The organism is Lentilactobacillus sunkii DSM 19904 (genome assembly GCF_001435575.1).
GTDB classification, from domain to species: domain Bacteria; phylum Bacillota; class Bacilli; order Lactobacillales; family Lactobacillaceae; genus Lentilactobacillus; species Lentilactobacillus sunkii.
Window position 1 is genome coordinate 63,458 of sequence record NZ_AZEA01000007.1, and the last position, 17,048, is coordinate 80,505.

The 17,048-nt window shown below is 42.1% G+C and carries 16 protein-coding genes; 9 read left to right on the forward strand and 7 right to left on the reverse strand.

Annotated features, from left to right (window positions below):
• Window positions 1–88 precede the first annotated feature (88 nt).
• Together budA and alsS are read right to left on the reverse strand one after the other, a co-directional pair.
• Window positions 89–802 carry an acetolactate decarboxylase gene (budA, locus tag FD17_RS06140; protein WP_057824671.1) on the reverse strand — a complete coding sequence of 238 codons (714 nt, stop codon included), beginning with the start codon at window positions 800–802 and terminating at the stop codon, window positions 89–91.
• A gap of 18 nt (window positions 803–820) precedes the next feature.
• On the reverse strand, window positions 821–2,497 hold the full coding sequence (gene alsS, locus FD17_RS06145; RefSeq protein WP_057824674.1) for an acetolactate synthase AlsS: 1,677 nt from the start codon (window positions 2,495–2,497) through the stop codon (window positions 821–823).
• A gap of 131 nt (window positions 2,498–2,628) precedes the next feature.
• Between alsS and FD17_RS06150 the strand changes: the two genes are divergently transcribed.
• The gene (locus FD17_RS06150) at window positions 2,629–3,057 is read left to right on the forward strand and encodes a MarR family winged helix-turn-helix transcriptional regulator (RefSeq protein ID WP_164479010.1); all 429 of its coding nucleotides are present in this window, start codon (window positions 2,629–2,631) and stop codon (window positions 3,055–3,057) included.
• 92 nt (window positions 3,058–3,149) lie between these two features.
• On the opposite strand, the gene FD17_RS06155 is transcribed toward FD17_RS06150, so the two are convergent.
• From FD17_RS06155 to FD17_RS06165, 3 genes are all read right to left on the reverse strand, one after another.
• Window positions 3,150–4,157: a LacI family DNA-binding transcriptional regulator gene (locus FD17_RS06155; RefSeq protein ID WP_235803185.1), complete on the reverse strand. Its 1,008-nt coding sequence runs from the start codon at window positions 4,155–4,157 to the stop codon at window positions 3,150–3,152.
• A gap of 76 nt (window positions 4,158–4,233) precedes the next feature.
• Window positions 4,234–5,274: a lactonase family protein gene (locus tag FD17_RS06160; protein ID WP_057824678.1), complete on the reverse strand. Its 1,041-nt coding sequence runs from the start codon at window positions 5,272–5,274 to the stop codon at window positions 4,234–4,236.
• Window positions 5,275–5,302: 28 nt separating this feature from the next.
• Window positions 5,303–6,583, reverse strand: coding sequence for an SLC13 family permease (locus tag FD17_RS06165; RefSeq protein WP_057824681.1), 1,281 nt, complete (start codon window positions 6,581–6,583; stop codon window positions 5,303–5,305).
• 262 nt (window positions 6,584–6,845) lie between these two features.
• Here FD17_RS06165 and FD17_RS06170 point away from each other — a divergent pair, with 262 nt between their 5' ends.
• From FD17_RS06170 to FD17_RS06185, 4 genes are read left to right on the forward strand one after another with little or no spacing between them, the layout of a single operon-like run.
• Window positions 6,846–7,586: an apurinic/apyrimidinic endonuclease family protein gene (locus FD17_RS06170; RefSeq protein ID WP_057824683.1), complete on the forward strand. Its 741-nt coding sequence runs from the start codon at window positions 6,846–6,848 to the stop codon at window positions 7,584–7,586.
• Between the two features lie 23 nt (window positions 7,587–7,609).
• Window positions 7,610–8,392, forward strand: coding sequence for a glucose 1-dehydrogenase (locus FD17_RS06175; protein WP_057824685.1), 783 nt, complete (start codon window positions 7,610–7,612; stop codon window positions 8,390–8,392).
• A gap of 18 nt (window positions 8,393–8,410) precedes the next feature.
• Entirely contained in the window at window positions 8,411–9,352 is a 942-nt protein-coding gene (locus FD17_RS06180; RefSeq protein ID WP_057824687.1) for a phosphoglycerate dehydrogenase, read from the forward strand.
• A 15-nt stretch (window positions 9,353–9,367) separates the two neighbouring features.
• Complete coding sequence (locus FD17_RS06185; RefSeq protein ID WP_057824689.1) at window positions 9,368–9,631, forward strand: hypothetical protein; 264 nt, start codon at window positions 9,368–9,370, stop codon at window positions 9,629–9,631.
• Window positions 9,632–9,723: 92 nt separating this feature from the next.
• Here FD17_RS06185 and FD17_RS06190 read toward each other — a convergent pair whose 3' ends face one another.
• On the reverse strand, window positions 9,724–11,121 hold the full coding sequence (locus FD17_RS06190; protein WP_057824692.1) for a PTS galactitol transporter subunit IIC: 1,398 nt from the start codon (window positions 11,119–11,121) through the stop codon (window positions 9,724–9,726).
• A gap of 397 nt (window positions 11,122–11,518) precedes the next feature.
• Between FD17_RS06190 and FD17_RS06195 the strand changes: the two genes are divergently transcribed.
• The 4 genes from FD17_RS06195 to FD17_RS06210 all read left to right on the forward strand — a co-directional run bounded on the left by FD17_RS06195 (window position 11,519) and on the right by FD17_RS06210 (window position 14,986).
• Window positions 11,519–12,280 carry an IclR family transcriptional regulator gene (locus tag FD17_RS06195; protein ID WP_235803186.1) on the forward strand — a complete coding sequence of 254 codons (762 nt, stop codon included), beginning with the start codon at window positions 11,519–11,521 and terminating at the stop codon, window positions 12,278–12,280.
• 215 nt (window positions 12,281–12,495) lie between these two features.
• Window positions 12,496–13,311, forward strand: coding sequence for a 2-dehydro-3-deoxy-D-gluconate 5-dehydrogenase KduD (gene kduD / locus FD17_RS06200; RefSeq protein ID WP_057824695.1), 816 nt, complete (start codon window positions 12,496–12,498; stop codon window positions 13,309–13,311).
• A 36-nt stretch (window positions 13,312–13,347) separates the two neighbouring features.
• Window positions 13,348–14,340, forward strand: coding sequence for a sugar kinase (locus FD17_RS06205; protein WP_057824697.1), 993 nt, complete (start codon window positions 13,348–13,350; stop codon window positions 14,338–14,340).
• On the forward strand, window positions 14,324–14,986 hold the full coding sequence (locus FD17_RS06210; protein ID WP_057824699.1) for a bifunctional 2-keto-4-hydroxyglutarate aldolase/2-keto-3-deoxy-6-phosphogluconate aldolase: 663 nt from the start codon (window positions 14,324–14,326) through the stop codon (window positions 14,984–14,986). The genes FD17_RS06205 and FD17_RS06210 overlap by 17 nt, the downstream gene beginning before the upstream one ends.
• A gap of 121 nt (window positions 14,987–15,107) precedes the next feature.
• On the opposite strand, the gene FD17_RS06215 is transcribed toward FD17_RS06210, so the two are convergent.
• Complete coding sequence (locus FD17_RS06215; protein ID WP_057824702.1) at window positions 15,108–16,982, reverse strand: P-loop NTPase family protein; 1,875 nt, start codon at window positions 16,980–16,982, stop codon at window positions 15,108–15,110.
• Between the last annotated feature and the right edge of the window lie 66 nt (window positions 16,983–17,048).

Below are 17,048 nucleotides of genomic sequence, written 5' to 3' on the forward strand. Positions count from 1 at the left end.
CATAATAAGCAAAAGGCTGTCACCCCAAAATTGAGGTGGCAGCCTTTTTGATTATTAGTTTGTTTAAGATTTATTCTTGTGCAGGCGCTTAACCTTCCGCATTGTGAATATCATCCTTGATATTGTCGGCCGAAAAGTCATGCTTCATATAGTCATCGTCATTGACTGGCAGATGCTGTTCCAAGGTATCGAACAACTGGTAGGACACGTCGCCCTTATCCAAATGGAAGTCCAGCAGATGGCCGCCAAATTTCCGATCGTCAGATAAGAAGTGATTGTGGAAGCCGGCCACTGCCGCACCGTCAAATAATTCAGGTGAGAAGTAGCTGATCAGTGTGCCTTCAACCTTATCACGGGTGAAGATACTCTGATTTTTGGCCGTTTCTGCCAGTGTTTTAAATGGGGGTACGGATTTCTTAACTGCCCGGGTTTTGACATTTGTGAAGCTACCGGTAATCTTGATTGAGAAGAATGTGTTGTTTGCATGCATCAGTGAAAGAACCTGCTTTTCCAAGTCGTCTTGGGAAACGTCTTCCAACTCTGCCAATGGTGAATAGTTGGCGAAATGAATATTTGCGAATGGCATGTTAAATGAATTTGGAACCACATTTACGTTTCCTTTGCTATTCACTTGGTAGGGTTTGCCATCCAAAATGATCAATTCACCATCGAGACCTTCACCGGTACCGATTCCTGTATCGCCATGTTTGAGTAAATCGCCCATGGTCAGAGTTCCCTTTAACAAGCCGGGGACCAATAATGCCAACGTTCCGTGTTGATATAAAGTTGTAAATTTTGCCATAATTAGCCTTCTTTAATTCTAGTTTAAGATGTCTGGCAATAATGCAGACTTCAGTTCAATGTTATCACTGTAATCGACTGGGATGTCAATAATAACCGGACCATCTTCTTTTTGGGCCTGATCAAGGGCAGCTGCCAGTTCATCGGCGTTGGTTGCTCGGAGGCCTTTGGCACCAAAACTTTCTGCATATTTGACGTAATCCACTGGGCCGAATTTAACGCCGGCATTCTTGCCGTACTTGGCTTCTTCCTGGAACTTAACCATGTCATAGTAGCCGTCGTTCCAAATCAGCTGAACGATGTTTAACTTCAAACGAACAGCGGTCTCAAGCTCTTGACCTGAGAATAGGAAACCACCGTCTCCAGATACGGAAATAACTTTTTCATTTGGTCGAACCAGCTTTGCGGCGATCGCCCATGGTAATGAAACACCCAGTGTCTGCATGCCGTTACTGAACAGCAGGTGACGGGGACGGTAAGTCCGGAAATGACGAGCCATCCAAATGTAGTGACTTCCGATATCGACGGTGACGGTTGTGTCATCATCGACCTTTGTTTGAAGGGTATTGATGATATCGAGGGGATGCATGGTACCAGGCTTTGCGCTGGTATTAACATCAGTCTCGCCGTCAAATTCTTCCCGTAACTTGGCCAATTGGTCGACTGCTGATTGAGCCAGCTGATAGCCCTTTGGCAGGGCTTCGGTCAAGGCTGCCAGCGTTCCGGCAATGTCTGATTCGATGACCATGTCCGGTTGATAATCAACGGTTAATTCGGGAGCGACAGTATCAATATTGATAATTTGATCATTGTGTTCAACGTTCCAGTTACGGGCTTCGTATTCCACTGGATCATAGCCGATAGCGATGACCAAATCGCTTTGCTTTAATAGGGTGTCACCAATTTGGTTTCTGAAAAGGCCAACCCGGCCAAAATAATCGTCTTCAAATTCATGGGAGATTGCGCCGGCTCCCTGATAAGTTTCAACGACTGGGAGTGAGACTTTGGCCAAAAGCTGATGTAAGGCATTAGTCACATTCTCAGATGATGCCCGCATTCCGGCTAAGATAACCGGCAGCTTGGCATTTTTGATCATCTCAACAATTTGATTGAGGGTTTTGGCAGAGGTTTGCGTCTGCTCAGGTTCTTGAAGCGTCTGCATTTCAGGGCGGGTCACGTCACCACTTAAAACGTCTGAAGGCAAAGAGATGAATGATGCTCCCGGTTTGCCGGAAATGGCGGTGCTGTAGGCGTTGGTGAAGGCCTCTGAAAGGTTGTTGGAATCCTGAACTTCAACGCTGCTCTTGGAAGCGACGCTCATCAGCTCTTTGCTGGGGATGCTTTGGTGGGTGTAACGAGCAAGGTCGTCACGAGGAACCTGGCCACCCAAGGCAACCACTGGATCACCTTCGGCAGTGGCGGTCATCAGTGCGGTAACCAGGTTGGAAACACCGGGGCCTGATGTGGTTGCCACAACACCGGGCTTGCCAGTCAAACGGCCAATTCCAGCCGCAATAAAGGCGGCATTTTGCTCGTGGCGGGTAACGACAAGTTTAGGTGTATCCGGTTGGTCGCTATACTGAAGATCTTCAAATAATTGATCAACTTTTGCGCCGGGAATTCCGAAGACGTACTTAACGTCTTGATTAATCATCGATTGGATTAATGCTTGTGAACCGAGTTTTTTATCTGTCATATCACTGACACCTCTTAATTTTTTATGTTGACAATTCAACTTACATCTAAAGATAATGTCATCGTGTTGATTTGTCAACATAAAGATGCTAATCTTACACTAGTATTTTGAAGCTCGAAAGGACAATTATATTGAAGGATATTGGTTACCTCGCACAGGACATTTCAATTTTGCATCGGCAGTACTACAAGGATACCGGCAAGCTATTCAAGGAACACAAGCTGAATCCAACGGCTGCCTGTATTTTGCTGACGATTAAGGACAATTCAGATATCAACCAAAATCAGGTTGCCAAATCATTGGTCATCGACAAGGGGCTGGCAACCCGTGAAATCAAAAAGATGCAGGAACTGGGCTATCTCACTAAAACAGCTGGTACCGGCAAATCCATTATTTTGGGATTGACGGATTCAGGCAAAAAAGTCATTCCGATTATTCAATCCATCAGGAGCAAGTGGTGGGAGGATCGGTTTGCGGAAACCGGGATTCAGCCTGATAGCCCGCTGGTTGCTGGGATTCAGAAAGTTGTTGATTCGATTGTGGATGAAAGCTTGGACTAGGATTTACAGATTAGTAAAAAAATGGTTCATTGGAAAGCAATTGAGGATCTCCTCTTGCCTTTCCAATGAACCATTTTTGATAGTATAAAGTTTTAATCAATTAAAGAGTTACGAATTTTGAGCTCACTTTCAACTAGAACCGGGTTTTCTGGAATTGGTTGGTTGCCAAAGAGGTTGATCAACAGCTCGGCTGACTTTTGTCCCATTTTCTTAGGGTTCTGTTGAATGGTGGTGATCTCCGGCTGCATTAGCTGAGCCCAATCCCAATCATCGAATGCAGTTACGCCAATATCCTTTGGAATCAGGATATGGAACTTTGACAACAACTTTCTGACGCGCATTAAGACAGTTCCTTTGAGGGCATAGACAACCGTTTTGGCTTTCAGGGCGTCGGATTTTTCCATGATCTGATTATAAATCCAATCATCAGAGGTATTTTCGGTTATCTCAATACTGTCAACGATGACATCAGTGCCTTTGGCGGCATCTTGAACGGCCTGATATCGGTCCATTCGCACTTCATTGTCGGCCAAGGGTTCGCTGATGGTAATGATCCGCTTGTAACCCATCCGAATAGTTAATGCCGACAGCGCTTTAGAATAACCATAGTTATCAGTAGTCACTTCCGGCCAGATATGTGGTGTAATTTTCCGATCAACGATGACCGTTGGTGTATCTGCGTCTTTAATAAATTGGTAACTGGCGGCATCGCGATGAATCGGCTGAAGAATAATGCCGTCTACTTGGAGATCCAGCAGCCGCTGGAGTTGTTCATGCTCCCGATCGCCAGAGTTGTCCGAATTCATCAGTAATATCTGATAGCCATGCTGTTCAAAAACTTTATCGGCTCCCTTAAATAAAATCGAGGAGAAAATATTCTCAATATCAGCAACGACCATTCCAATTAAATGTGTGGTTTGGTTTTTTAATGACTGTGCTTGACGATTGATGTGATAGCCGGTGTCATTGATCACCTGCTGAACTTTAATTCGCGTTTCATCAGACATTTTTTCGAAGTGGCCGTTCAAATATCGCGATACGGTTGCGGTGGAAACCCCAGCCATTTTTGCTATTTCACTGATTGTCAAACGCTTTTTCACATTAACCACCTCACACTTCCATCACTTAATTGTACCTGATAATTTGATGTTAGGGAATAGTCCGAGGGATCTTGGGTCACTGGATATCGTTGGTACAGATGATACAGACTGGTTCGGGAACATCGTGATTGATTGATAGAAGTGTCAATCTGCCGCTTTTGGAGTCCCGCTGATAGATGGCGACTGAGTTACTCTTTTGATTACCCACAATCACGTACCGCTCGGATTGATCGAGACAGATTTCTCGGGGGAAGTCACCTTCACTGGAGATGCTTTGAATCATTTCCAATTGACAATTTGTTTCATCAACACTGAATACTGACACTGAATTATGTCCACGATTTGATACGTACAAGTACTTCTCATCTTTAGACAGGTACATTGCCCCGCAGCCATTTTCTCCTACCCAATTGTCCGGAAGCGTCGAAATAGACTGCAGCTGATCGAAGGCACCGCTCTGGGGATGGTATTTCAAGAGAATCACCTGGTTTGCCAATTCACCTAAGACATAGGCATGTTCACCATTACTGGTAAACGTAATCTTTTTTGGTCCGAATCCCGGTCGAGTATGAAACGTCGTGGCTTTTTGAAGCACATGACCATCGGATGAAAGGTCAAAAATCAGGATTTCGTCGGTACCCAAATCAGTCATACAAAGCCGGTCGTCAGGGGATAATTGGGCATAGTGCAGATGCGAGGTGTTTTGTTGAGGCAGGACGCCTTGGCCCAAATTATGAATTTCATCGACCAGGCTCAGATCACCGTTACTCATGATTGTAAAAATCTGGACAAAGCCGTTATTATAATTGCTGGCAAAAACGAGTTGTCGCTCTTCGTTGATTGTAATGTTGACGGGAGATGAAGCGTTAAACAAGTGATCAGCAAGCTTGTTTAACTGATTGCCGGAAAGATCATAGGCAGAAACACCGCCTTTATCGCCATCTTGGTTAACGGCATAGATCACATTTGCATCTGAAAGCGCCAAATAAGTTGGGGCACCAATTTCTGCCGATAAATGAACCGCCCCCATTATGCCGGAATCTGTATCAAATTCAGCTTGGTAAATGCCTTTTGAAATTCGTGATGAATAAGTGCCAAAAATTAACTTTTCTTTCAAAATCAGTTCCTCCTAAGTTAAATGCATCCTACTTAAACATAACTGCAGCCAGCAATAGATTCAGAATACTGGTGATCCAGCCGAACGGAACGCCGGTCATCAGGAATTGCTTAACGTCGAGCTTCTCGTGTTCAACGACCCACAAATTCCATGATTGGGTGATACAAGTTGAGATGGCAATGGATACACCGGGGACCAGGATGGCAGCAAAGGCAAAATATTGATTGAAGAATCCGGTGGCGGCAAGAACGGCCGCTGTAGCGGAACCAGCTCCCCATACCATCAATGGACCACGGAACAAAGCCAGTGGAGCTAGGATTCCAAAAGCAATTGCCAACACGATGGGGCTGTGGGGAACAATGCTTTGCAGGATGTTACTGAATCTGCCGGTAACCTTAACGGCTGCGGCACTGAACATGGTTAAGAATAGTAACATAATAATTAATCCCGAAATATCTGAAATGGCTTGGGAAATGGTTTTGTTGATCAGTTCCATTGCTGATTTGTAGGTTTTGAGTTTTCCGGTAATCAATAAGACCAAAAAGATCGACAGCATTAATGCAGGGATCGGTTCCCATTGGAAGGCAAGGTTCATAAATACCGGCATAATCGGCAGGACATAGGCAATCTTGGGAACGTTGGAAGTTGCTTTTTTGTCTTCTTCAGCGGAGACTTCTTTAGTGTCATTTTTATGGATTGATTTTGCATGAATCAAGATAAAGATGATGACAATCACCAATTGGACAGCCATTGCACTGAACCCATAGCTAAGGTATTTTGCACCATAAACCACTTTAGGGAAGAACAGCTGCAATTGTTTGATGATAACGATGTTGACGTACATTGGGGCACCAATGGACATGACAAACGCCGTAATTGCGACCTTCTTTGAAAGTCCCAGTGACCGCAGAATTGGCAGGAGAATAACTTCAATGGCGATAACTGCCCCCACACCATAGGAACTGGTAAAGATAAAAGCAGTGACTAAGCAAATGAGAATTGTTGCGATAATTGGTCGTTTGTAGCTGACTTTGACGGTCTGCTCACTAATGGCACTGGCAATGCCGGTATCCACCAGCACCCGGCCAAACCAGGATCCAAAAATGATGACCATGATGGTCGATCCATAGTTGAGGGCCGGCTGTGAGAACACGTTCGTAATTGCGTCTTTATAAGGAATTCCGCCAATGACTGTCCAAAGGATTGCCATCATCAGGAACCCAATCATGATATTTCCACCCTTCATGACAAAAGCAATGAAACCAACAAATGTCAGTAAAAGAAGAACACCGATAATAATATTTGTCATTTTGATCCACACTCCACACATTTATTTGTCTAGGTAAACGATTAACTGAAATCGATTACATAATACCCCGGGATATTGTGAATTGTCAAACAAAATTTCAAATTTTTGATGAATGACCGGATACCCTTATTTATATAATCCCTATTAATAAAGGAATTTTGGTATATATTAATTGGGATTGACTTTTATAATCACTTAGATTAGTATGATGTTGTCAAAGGGTAATCGATTACATAAAACTTACAAACGGAGGTCCAATTTGATGAATTATAACAGATTAGTATTAAACACTTTGGTTGCACAGGCAGCTCACGATGCTGGTTCAAAACAGGAACAGCTGGTGAAAGATTTGTTGAACAGCGGGATTAACAATATTGAGTTGAGAAGAGAATATGGTAATGCCACAATTAAAGAACTTGATCAATTATCCGAATTAAGAAAACGTGATCGACTGACTTATTTCTATTCAGTTCCGGATGACTTATTTGTTAATCAACAGATTAATTTGAAGCTATTGCAATATGTAGCCGAAGCACAGCGTTTGGGAGCCGGATATATCAAGATGACATTGGGAGATTACAATGACGCAAATCCTGACTTTATCGATGAATTATTAACTATTATTCCGAGCAGTATTCAACTAAATATTGAGAATGATCAGACTGCTGGCAACAGTGACACGGCCAAGTTGGCTTCGTTCTTCAAACAATTTGACCAGCGTGAACGAAAAGTGGGCTTTGTTAACGACTTGGGTAACTGGATTTTTACGGATCAGGATGCCGTCACCGCCACAAATGCCTTATTACCGTATACCCGGTTCATTCACTTGAAAGGTTTCATTCTGAACCAGGATGAAAAGCCTGAAACGGTGTCATTTGTTCAAGGGGAATTGGATTGGCAGGAAATTCTCAAGAACTTTCCAACTGATTTACCAATTGCCCTCGAATATCCGGCAGACACAAACATGCTGAACAGTGATATTTCGAAGTTGCTTAATGAATAATTTTAATGAAAGAGGTCATAAAAATGGGTAAAGAAGTTCCATTCAATACAGATAAATTCCGTCTCGACGGCAAGGTTGCCATCATTACCGGTGGCGCATCAGGTTTGGGATACAACTACACCAAGGCGATGCTGATTTCCGGTGCTAAGATTGTAATTGCCAGCTATGACGAAAGGGGCTGGGAAGAAACAACTGAATTCGCAAAGAGCGTCAAAGGTGAAGTTAAGTTCATCAAAGTTGATGTGACTGCGGAAGGAGCCCCTGAAAAGATTGTCAATGAGGCGCTTTCGGATTTCGGCCAAATTGACATTCTTGTCAACAATGCCGGTATGCAGCGCCGTGAGAATTGGAAAGACTTCAAGGATTCAGATTGGAACGCGGTCATCAATCTAAATTTGAACGCCTTGTATTTCTTATCCCACGCCGTTGCCAAAGTTATGGCAAAACAAGGCTCTGGGAAAATCATCAACATCGGTTCGATGCAGTCGTTTAGAGCTGGGAAGTTTATTTTCCCATACACTGCCAGTAAGCATGGGGTTGTCGGCTTGACTAAAGCATATGCGGATGCATTGGCTCCCGATAATATTCAGGTGAATGCCATTGCGCCGGGATACATTGACACGCCGATGACTAAGGCACTTCAAGAAGATGAAAGTCGAAATACTGAAATTTTGGCCCACATTCCAGCTGGCCACTGGGCAGATCCATCCGAGCTGATGGGAACCGTTGTCTTTTTAGCAAGCGCGGCATCCAATTACATTACCGGGGTTACGATCCCGGTTGACGGCGGATATTTACTGAGATAAAGATAAGGAGAAAAGATTATGGGAAAAAATGTTGCAATACCACAAGGCTTATCGCAAGCTGGGAAAGATTATTTGATCAATCACGGAATGGATCTTGTTGAATTACCGGATACCCAAGCAAAAACGATCATTTCACAGGCTCCAAATGTCGATGGAGTCGTGCTGATGACTGAACCATTTCCAAATGAAACCATTAAGCAAATGCCTAATTTAAAAGTCATTGCCCGCCACGGGGTCGGTTTTGATAACGTTGATCCAGATTATATGGGAGAAAATCAAGTTTGGGTCACAATTACCCCCAACGCCAACGCAGCCACAGTTGCCGAAACAACCTTGGCAGAGATTCTGGACATCTCAAAGAATTTAACGGCGATTTCTGATAATATGCGAAAAGGTGATTTTGGCTATAAGTCATCCCACATGGGTTTTGACCTGGCAGGCAAAACTTTGGGAATTATGGGCTATGGCCGGATCGGGAAAATGGTCGCTAAAAAGGCCAGTTCACTGGACATGGACATTTTAATCTATGATCCGTTCGTCAAGTCCGCTGAATATGGCAAAATTGTCGACAAAGAGACATTGATTGCCAACTCGGACGTCATAACGCTTCATATGGCCGTTACCCCTGAAAACGAGCAGGGAATCGATCAGGATGTCTTCAAGAAAATGAAGAAGTCTGCTGTTCTGATTAACTTGGGCCGTGGGGCATTGGTAAACCAAGACGACTTATTAGAAGCTTTGAAAACCCATGAAATTCGTGGTGCTGCATTGGACGTGTTTAACGAAGAGCCACTTCCACTGACAAGTGAATTCTACAAATTGGATAATGTCCTTTTAACTCCTCACATTGCCTCCAATACCACTGAGTGTATGGCCAGAATGGCTGTCGATTCCGCAAGCGAAGTCGTCAGAGTCCTTTCTGGCGAACAGCCAAAGTGGCCAGTTAATTCACTTAAATGAAAGTGAGGGATTTCAATGAAGAATGATGTCAGAACGCATATTGATCCGGAAAAGTTTGCTTATCAAGCTTTGTCGACGATTCATTTCCATGAAACAGATGATTACGAACGTCAAAACAAAGAGCGGTTGGCCGTTTTTCTGATGCTGAAGTATTTGGCTGATGACTTTAATGACTTGGAAAACAAAGCTTTTGATATCAGCAATAACAATGATGACCAGTTGTCTAAGCTGGGATTTGATGACTTGCTGTCGCGGATTAATCAATTGAATAAGTATTGATGGATGTATTTGACCACGTGATAAAAGAAGTTCAACCAACACTGGATTACCAGTATGGGTTGAACTTCTTTTTGAATTAATAATTCATTTGATTAATTGAGTGATTCAGAATGAGCATCCACCGTTTTAGCAGTTCCTTTAACGGCAGCTTTGGTGTCATTTGCAGCAATCTTTTTCCGGTTCCAAACCATCAGGCCTAAGGTAATAACGGCGATGACGATTGGTCCAACTAATGTCAGGTTGGCAGTGAATTCATAAACGATCCATGCCAGTGGACTAGCTGCAAAATCAATACTTGCAACTGATGTTGTTCCGGCTGGGATCAAGTTTGATTGAACCATCCGAACAGCTGAAGTGAAGATTGATGCAAGTGCAGTTGCTGAAAGGACACCGGCAACCAGGCTGACCAAACCAACTAAGAATGAACGTAACACATTTCCTTTGGTATATGGAAGAACCAGCGGGAAGATGTAAATCAATCCAGACAAGCTGGCAAGTGGTAAGAATTCATTACCAGGAACGATCACTGACAGGAACAGAATGGTTGGAACCAACAGAAGTGATACAACCAAAGTGGTTGGGTGACCAATAACCAATGCCGGAGTCATACCGATGTTGAAAGTCCGACCTTTGAATTTCTTGCTGACTAATTCTTGAGAACGGGTTGAGATTGGGTTTAAGCCTTCAATAAACATACCGGTAATTTTTGGAATCAATACCATAACGGCACTCAAGATGATTCCCAACTGAAGGGTCTTGGCCATTGGGTATTTAGCGAGCAGGCCAAGAATGATCCCGATGATCACACCGAGCAGGATTGGATCTCCGAACAGGCCAAAGCGTTTTTCAAGTTTCTTGGCATCGAAGTCAACTTTGTTGAGACCAGGGATGCGTTCAACAATCCAGTTCACGGCGATGGCAAATGGAATGAAGCTGACACAGAATGCCTGGGGAAGTGATACACCCTTTAAATCTTCACCATAGAATTCTTCGACTTTCTTCTGTGAACGATCGGCACCAACCAGGGTTACGATGATGGTGATAGTTGCGGCAAATACGCCCCACAGAAAACTTCTGGTTGCGATTGAAACGATTGATCCGATAAAAGCAAAATGCCAGTAGTTCCACAAATCAATGTTCAAAGTTTGAGTTGTTTTGGTTAATAACATTAAGATGTTGATTCCAAGACCCAGTGGAATGATGATCGCACCAACTTGAGTTCCAAAAGCAACGGCAGAAGCAGCAGGCCAGCCAATATCGAGGGTATGTAAATGCAACCCGTAAATCTTGACCATTTGGTTAACGGCTGGTCCCAAGTTATCGGCCAACAACTGTGTGATAACATTTAATCCAACAAATCCAACTCCGACAGATAAACCTGATTTTAACGATTTTGATGGTCCCATACCCAGCAAGACACCGAAGATGAAGAAAATGATTGGCATCATGACGCTGGCCCCGAGGGACATAACATAATTAATAACTCCCATGGTTATCCTCCTAATAATGAATGCTGTGACGTTTAATATCTGAATGCCATGTGCGTGGAACAATAATTGCAAATATGAATTAGTATCATCGCCCAGACATTCTTATTTGGAAATAATAAATTCTATTTAGGAAAATCACAAACAGAGTATATGATATTCAAACCAGGATTGCAATAGAATTCACAAAATATTTTTTTGAGGAGGATAATTTTTGGCTTTTTCAATAACGTTTAATACCAGTCACTGTAAGCGATAACAATATTTTTCAGCCAGATTGTTCGATCTCAAAATAGTTCGATTTATGAGTATCTATGTGTGCTATTGATCATCAATTCCCGTGACAAAATGCTAAAAGCAGGATATACTTGTTTCCATATAAGAAATACAAGGGGAGAACATGATGGAACGTAAACTATATGGAACCGTCCTGGTCAAAGCATCGGATATATTGGATGCTTTGGCAGATGGCAAGGCAAAGTCGATTCAAGAGATATCGACTGAAACGAATATTGGTGCACCAACCGTTTCTAAAATATTAACAACGCTTGAGTATCTACACTATGTATCAAAAGCCCAGGCAACCAAACACTATTCTTTGGGGTCCAAGCTGGTTCAATTTGGATTGGTTCATACCCAAACAACAGATATTGTTGATATGACCTTTCCTATATTGGAGAGACTGCAGTCCAAGATTGATGAAACCATTCATCTTGCGGTACCGCAGGGAGATAAGGTTGTCTATGTTAATAAGCTGGAGCCAAAGCATCAAGGCATCTATATGACATCAAAAATCGGCATGGCCCGTGAGCTGTACAGTTCTGGAATTGGTAAGTCGGTTTTAAGCACATTTCCAGATGAGAAAGTTGATTCTTATCTGAGGCGAACCGACTTGAAACCATTCACCAAGCACACAATCACTAATCCAATGGAATTAAAAGACGATATTGAAAAAACCCGCAAACGTGGATATGCCATCGATAATGAAGAGCAGGAGGAAGGCGGATACTGCATCGCCATCCCAATTGAGAAGGCCGGCAAAACAATTGCCGCAATGAGCATCAGCATTCCCAAATTCCGTTTAACGACTCCTTATAAGACTGAAATTGTTAAAGATCTAAACATTGCCAAATCAAATATTGAAGACGAACTCAACAAATAGTTCGTCTTTTTTATTTTCTTTTGAATAGTGGTTTAACTGCGTGATGTAGGGATTTGGTGATGGGTTTGCTTGTGATTTTCTTCATCAATTTAAAAAAAGCGGTTGCATTTTCGAAAATCTTGAATATACTGTAATCACAAATAGGAAATAGGAAATTCCAAATAGGAAATCACACACTTACTCGTCACTCGAATTTACTATGGAGGTTTTACACAATGGCTCAGTCACAAGAAGAAATCAAACACAATGCAGAATCACTTAACCAATTCAAGATGGATTGGTACAGCTTAAAAGGCAAAGTTGCCATCATTACCGGTGGGAACACTGGATTAGGACAGGGATATGCGGTAGCAATGGCAGAAGCCGGCGCTGACGTCTTCATTCCAACTTTTGGCCATGAAGGCTGGGATACAACCCGTGAACTTGTTGAAGCCCGTGGGCGGAAAGCTGAATTTATGGATGTTGATTTGACTGAAGAAGGCATTGCACCAAAAGTAATTGCCGAAGCCATGAAGATCTTTGGTCACATTGATATTTTGATTAACAACGCCGGGATGATTAAGCGGAACCCGCTTCTTGAATCCAAGGATGCTGATTGGGATAAGGTTATTGCGATCAATCTTTCAGCTGTTTATCACTTGTCATTGGCTGCATCCAAAGAATTTGCCAAACAAAAATCAGGCAAAATTATCAATATCGGTTCAATGCTTTCATTCCAAGGTGGGAAATTCATTCCTTCATATACTGCCGCTAAGCATGGGGTTGCCGGCCTGACAAAAGCATTTGCCAGTGAAATGGCCGCATACAATGTCCAGGTTAATGCAATTGCGCCTGGTTATATCAAGACTGCCAACACCGCACCAATCAGAGCCGACAAGTCACGAAATGATGAAATTCTTGGCCGAATCGCTGCCGGTCATTGGGGCGAACCTTACGAATTAATGGGAATTTCAGTGTATCTGGCAAGTAATGCCGCAAATTACATCAATGGTGCGATTATTCCAGTTGATGGCGGCTATCTGGTCCGTTAATGATCTCGATTACCTGTTAAGAAGGGAAGACTAAGTATGAGTGAACTAATTACAATTGGGGAGCCGCTTGCTGTTTTCGCATCAGAAGATTGTGACGCATCAATTGCCCATTCAACTCGGTTTGTTAAACGAATTGGGGGAGCCGAGCTGAATGTTGCAATTGGGGCTAAACGACTGGGTCATTCGGTTCAATACATTACTCAGGTTGGTGCGGAACCGCTGGGTGAGTATATCAAAGAAGAGATTGACGGCTATGGGATTGGAACCGATTACGTTTTTCAAAGTGATCAGTATCTGACCGGCCACCAGTTTAAGCAGTTGGTAGCACACGGGGATCCGGATGTTGCCAACTATCGGAAAGATTCTGCGGCGAGCCATCTGTCATTTGACAAGCTTAGTGATATTGACTTGTCTGACGTCAAAATTGCTCATCTAACTGGAATTTTTCCAGCCATTTCAACAGAAGCTCAGGACACGTTCAGACTGTTTCTTCAAAAGTTGATTGATAACAATGTATTTATTTCATTCGATACCAATCTGCGGCCGGCATTGTGGCCGGATAAGCAGACAATGGTCGAAACGATTAACAGTTTTGCCAAAATGGCCGATATTGTCCTGCCCGGTGTTCACGAGGGGGAAGTCCTGCTTGGGACTGACGATCCTGATAAAATTGCCGATTATTACTTGAATAATGGTCGTGCCAAGGCAGTTATTGTGAAGGTTGGTGCCAAAGGATCATTCGTGAAGACTAGGGATGGTCATACAAATATGGTGAATGGTTTCAAGGTTGATAAGGTCGTCGACACAGTTGGCGCCGGCGATGGATTTGCGTTAGGCGTCGTAACGGCACTTCTAGAGGGGAAGTCCATTGATGACGGTGCTTTGAGGGGAAATGCCATTGGTGCGATGCAGGTGCAGACGCCTGGCGACAATGATGGTTATCCAACTAAAGAACAATTAGCAAAATTCTATGTATCGCATGGAGTTTCAGAAGAAAGAGAAGTGCAAAGCTATGTTAGAGAAGTCTAAAGTCCTTACCCAAGTTCAAAATTCAGGAATCGTTGCGGTTGTCCGTGGGAATTCCAAGGAAGAAGCCTATCAAACAGCAAAAGCTTGTATCAAAGGCGGTGTCAGTAGCATCGAACTCGCCTTCACCGCGCCCAACGCGGACCAAGTAATTGGAAAGTTGAATGAAGAATATGCTGATGATGAGAACGTCTTGATCGGAGCCGGAACAGTGCTCGATGCCCCAACAGCGCGAATTGCAATCATTGCAGGCGCTCGCTACATTGTCAGTCCGTCATTCTCCGAAGAAGTGGCCAAGATGTGTAATCTATACACCATTCCTTACATTCCAGGCTGCATGACACCAACTGATATTCAAAATGCCCTGACATTTGGGTCCGAAATCGTGAAGCTGTTCCCAGGATCAATCGTGGGAAGCAGCATGGTTTCCGAATTACACGGCCCATTCCCACAAGTTAAGATTATGGTGACCGGTGGTGTCACACTGGCCAACCTACCCGAGTGGTTTGATAAAGGCGCTAAGATTGTGGGCGTTGGCGGTCAAATGGTTGGTCCTGCTGCTCATGGGGATTTTGAGAAGGTCACTGAAAATGCTCGGGTGTTTAAGGAGCAATTGGACAGGATCTTGTCGGATCAAGTTCTGGCTTAAGTGATTAATTTAAAAGTGTATATAAAATAACGGTTCATGGGAAGTTTTGATTTCCAATGAACCGTTGTTTTGATTCAAACGTGATTAGATGGCAATTCTGGAATTGCGATGAGCAAAAATATTACTTGACAGTAAGATGTTTAATAACTTGGCTTGTTGTCTCAATTAGTTCATGGAAATTAAACTTGGTAATTTTATCGTCAATTTTTGGATAAGATTCATTCAGATTAGATAAGAACTGTTTTCCATAAGGAATCTCGTGTTCATGAAAATTCGATGCATTCTTTATTCGAAGAATTTCTTCAGTGAGATAACCTTGGATTCCTTTAAATCCTGTATTGTTATGAGATAGAACGTTATCTATTGTGTTGGTATCTATGAGAATCTTAAAAAAACTGTTGTTTTGAAAGTATTGTCCCATTTCTTTGAAAGCTTGTGGCTTAAAGTTCAAAAGATTTTGAATTTCTTCCTTATCTCTTCCTAAATCAACTTCTTTCATTCGATCATCAAGGGCAAGCTTTAAAGTCTTTCTTAACTGTTGGTTGTTTATACTATCCAAGGAGAAGTAACCGTCTGATTGGACTTGTTGTATGCTGAAGTGATTAATTTTATCTAGAATGGTGGATTTCAGTTTATTAAATGGAACTTTCTTAATCAACAAAAGTCCAATTCCGTCAAAGTATTTAAGGTTTGCATATATTCCTAAAATCTCAGCATATTTGGTGTCTTTTTTCAGTGCCAAGGTAACCATCTCTTGCTGCAGATTACTAAAAGACTGTTCAGACATTTCTCGGAAGTCTATCGTTTGATCCATGAGTCGACGATAAGCTGACTTTTTGGGGAAAAGAACAGTTCGTATATCATTAATTAACGAGTTAGCATTTAGCTGATCATGAAGAACAACATCAATGATTGATTGTAAGTACAACATACTTGTGTCAAAGCCATGAACGCCTTGATGATATGTTTCGATCAAGTAAGAAATATCTTCGGGTTCCATATTGGGATCGTTTTTTGCTGCCGATAACAACGAACCTTTGTTGAATTGAATTTGTCCTGAAGTACGCCTTAGCAGTAAGTTGAAAGATTCTATCCTACTTATTGAGTTTCTTTTGATAGTATCAGTGATAATAAAAACTGAAACGTAGCTAGTTTTCAATATTTGCATTAATAGCTTTTGATCTAGATTCATATTATGAACCTTATTAATAATTTCAGAATAAGAACTCAAAGCGCTTTTTAGTGTCCTCAAATTAATGTTCTCTGGTAAATCTAATAATTCGGCAGAGATTGTTCTGATCCAGTTATTTAAACTATCGTCCAACCCATCTTCATGAGTGAACTTTGTTATCATCTGCAGGGCAGTTGTCTTTGTTTCCTCTCCAAAATACCAGCTTTTATTGATGACTTTCTCCTTGCTGGTTTGAAATTTTTTAAACTGGTGGGAACCTTTAAGACTATCCTCATTAGAAATAATTACGAATTTGCATTTCCATTCGTTTTGGATAGTAGCAATATATCCCATTACAGGAATAATTTGTTTGGCGTTTCCAAATCTTTCTAGTTCATCAATGATAATAACAAAATTATGAAATTCAGTTGACGTTAATATTTCTTTTTGGTTTTTTTCCATATACAAGTTGGTTACTTTAAAAAGGCTACCGACCTTCGCTCCTAATAAACCATTTGGGATGTTGGCCTCATCGAGCATATTAAAAAACGAATTGATTTTTGGGGTTACAGTGTTGATCTCTGTGCTTTTCTCATAAAATACATTCAATACCTTTCGATTTAACTCCTTTTTAATGTTATCAAGTGATGAAATTCCATTCAAAGACAAATAAACGGGGTTGTAGTTATTTTTTGAAAAAGTTTTGTTTAGCATGTGTTGCGCATAAAATGTTTTTCCACTTCCCCAGGGGCCGTCAATCTGGAACGCTTGATCGTCATCGGACTTTAGATAGTTTTCAATGGACAAAATAAGATCATTTTTCATAATATTTTCCTTTCCATAAATGTTTCCGCTGTAAATATATTTTGAGTTTAATGCCTAGTTAATGTA

What these genes read in the sequence shown, in the direction of transcription:
- FD17_RS06215 (WP_057824702.1), bottom strand. Translation starts at nt 16,982, where the DNA reads ATGAAAAATGATCTTATTTTGTCCATTGAAAACTATCTAAAGTCCGAT.
- FD17_RS06175 (WP_057824685.1), top strand. Translation starts at nt 7,610, where the DNA reads ATGGGTAAAGAAGTTCCATTCAATACAGATAAATTCCGTCTCGACGGC.
- FD17_RS06195 (WP_235803186.1), top strand. Translation starts at nt 11,519, where the DNA reads ATGATGGAACGTAAACTATATGGAACCGTCCTGGTCAAAGCATCGGAT.
- budA (WP_057824671.1), bottom strand. Translation starts at nt 802, where the DNA reads ATGGCAAAATTTACAACTTTATATCAACACGGAACGTTGGCATTATTG.
- FD17_RS06190 (WP_057824692.1), bottom strand. Translation starts at nt 11,121, where the DNA reads ATGGGAGTTATTAATTATGTTATGTCCCTCGGGGCCAGCGTCATGATG.
- FD17_RS06165 (WP_057824681.1), bottom strand. Translation starts at nt 6,583, where the DNA reads ATGACAAATATTATTATCGGTGTTCTTCTTTTACTGACATTTGTTGGT.
- alsS (WP_057824674.1), bottom strand. Translation starts at nt 2,497, where the DNA reads ATGACAGATAAAAAACTCGGTTCACAAGCATTAATCCAATCGATGATT.
- FD17_RS06210 (WP_057824699.1), top strand. Translation starts at nt 14,324, where the DNA reads ATGTTAGAGAAGTCTAAAGTCCTTACCCAAGTTCAAAATTCAGGAATC.
- FD17_RS06185 (WP_057824689.1), top strand. Translation starts at nt 9,368, where the DNA reads ATGAAGAATGATGTCAGAACGCATATTGATCCGGAAAAGTTTGCTTAT.
- kduD (WP_057824695.1), top strand. Translation starts at nt 12,496, where the DNA reads ATGGCTCAGTCACAAGAAGAAATCAAACACAATGCAGAATCACTTAAC.
- FD17_RS06170 (WP_057824683.1), top strand. Translation starts at nt 6,846, where the DNA reads ATGAATTATAACAGATTAGTATTAAACACTTTGGTTGCACAGGCAGCT.
- FD17_RS06180 (WP_057824687.1), top strand. Translation starts at nt 8,411, where the DNA reads ATGGGAAAAAATGTTGCAATACCACAAGGCTTATCGCAAGCTGGGAAA.
- FD17_RS06205 (WP_057824697.1), top strand. Translation starts at nt 13,348, where the DNA reads ATGAGTGAACTAATTACAATTGGGGAGCCGCTTGCTGTTTTCGCATCA.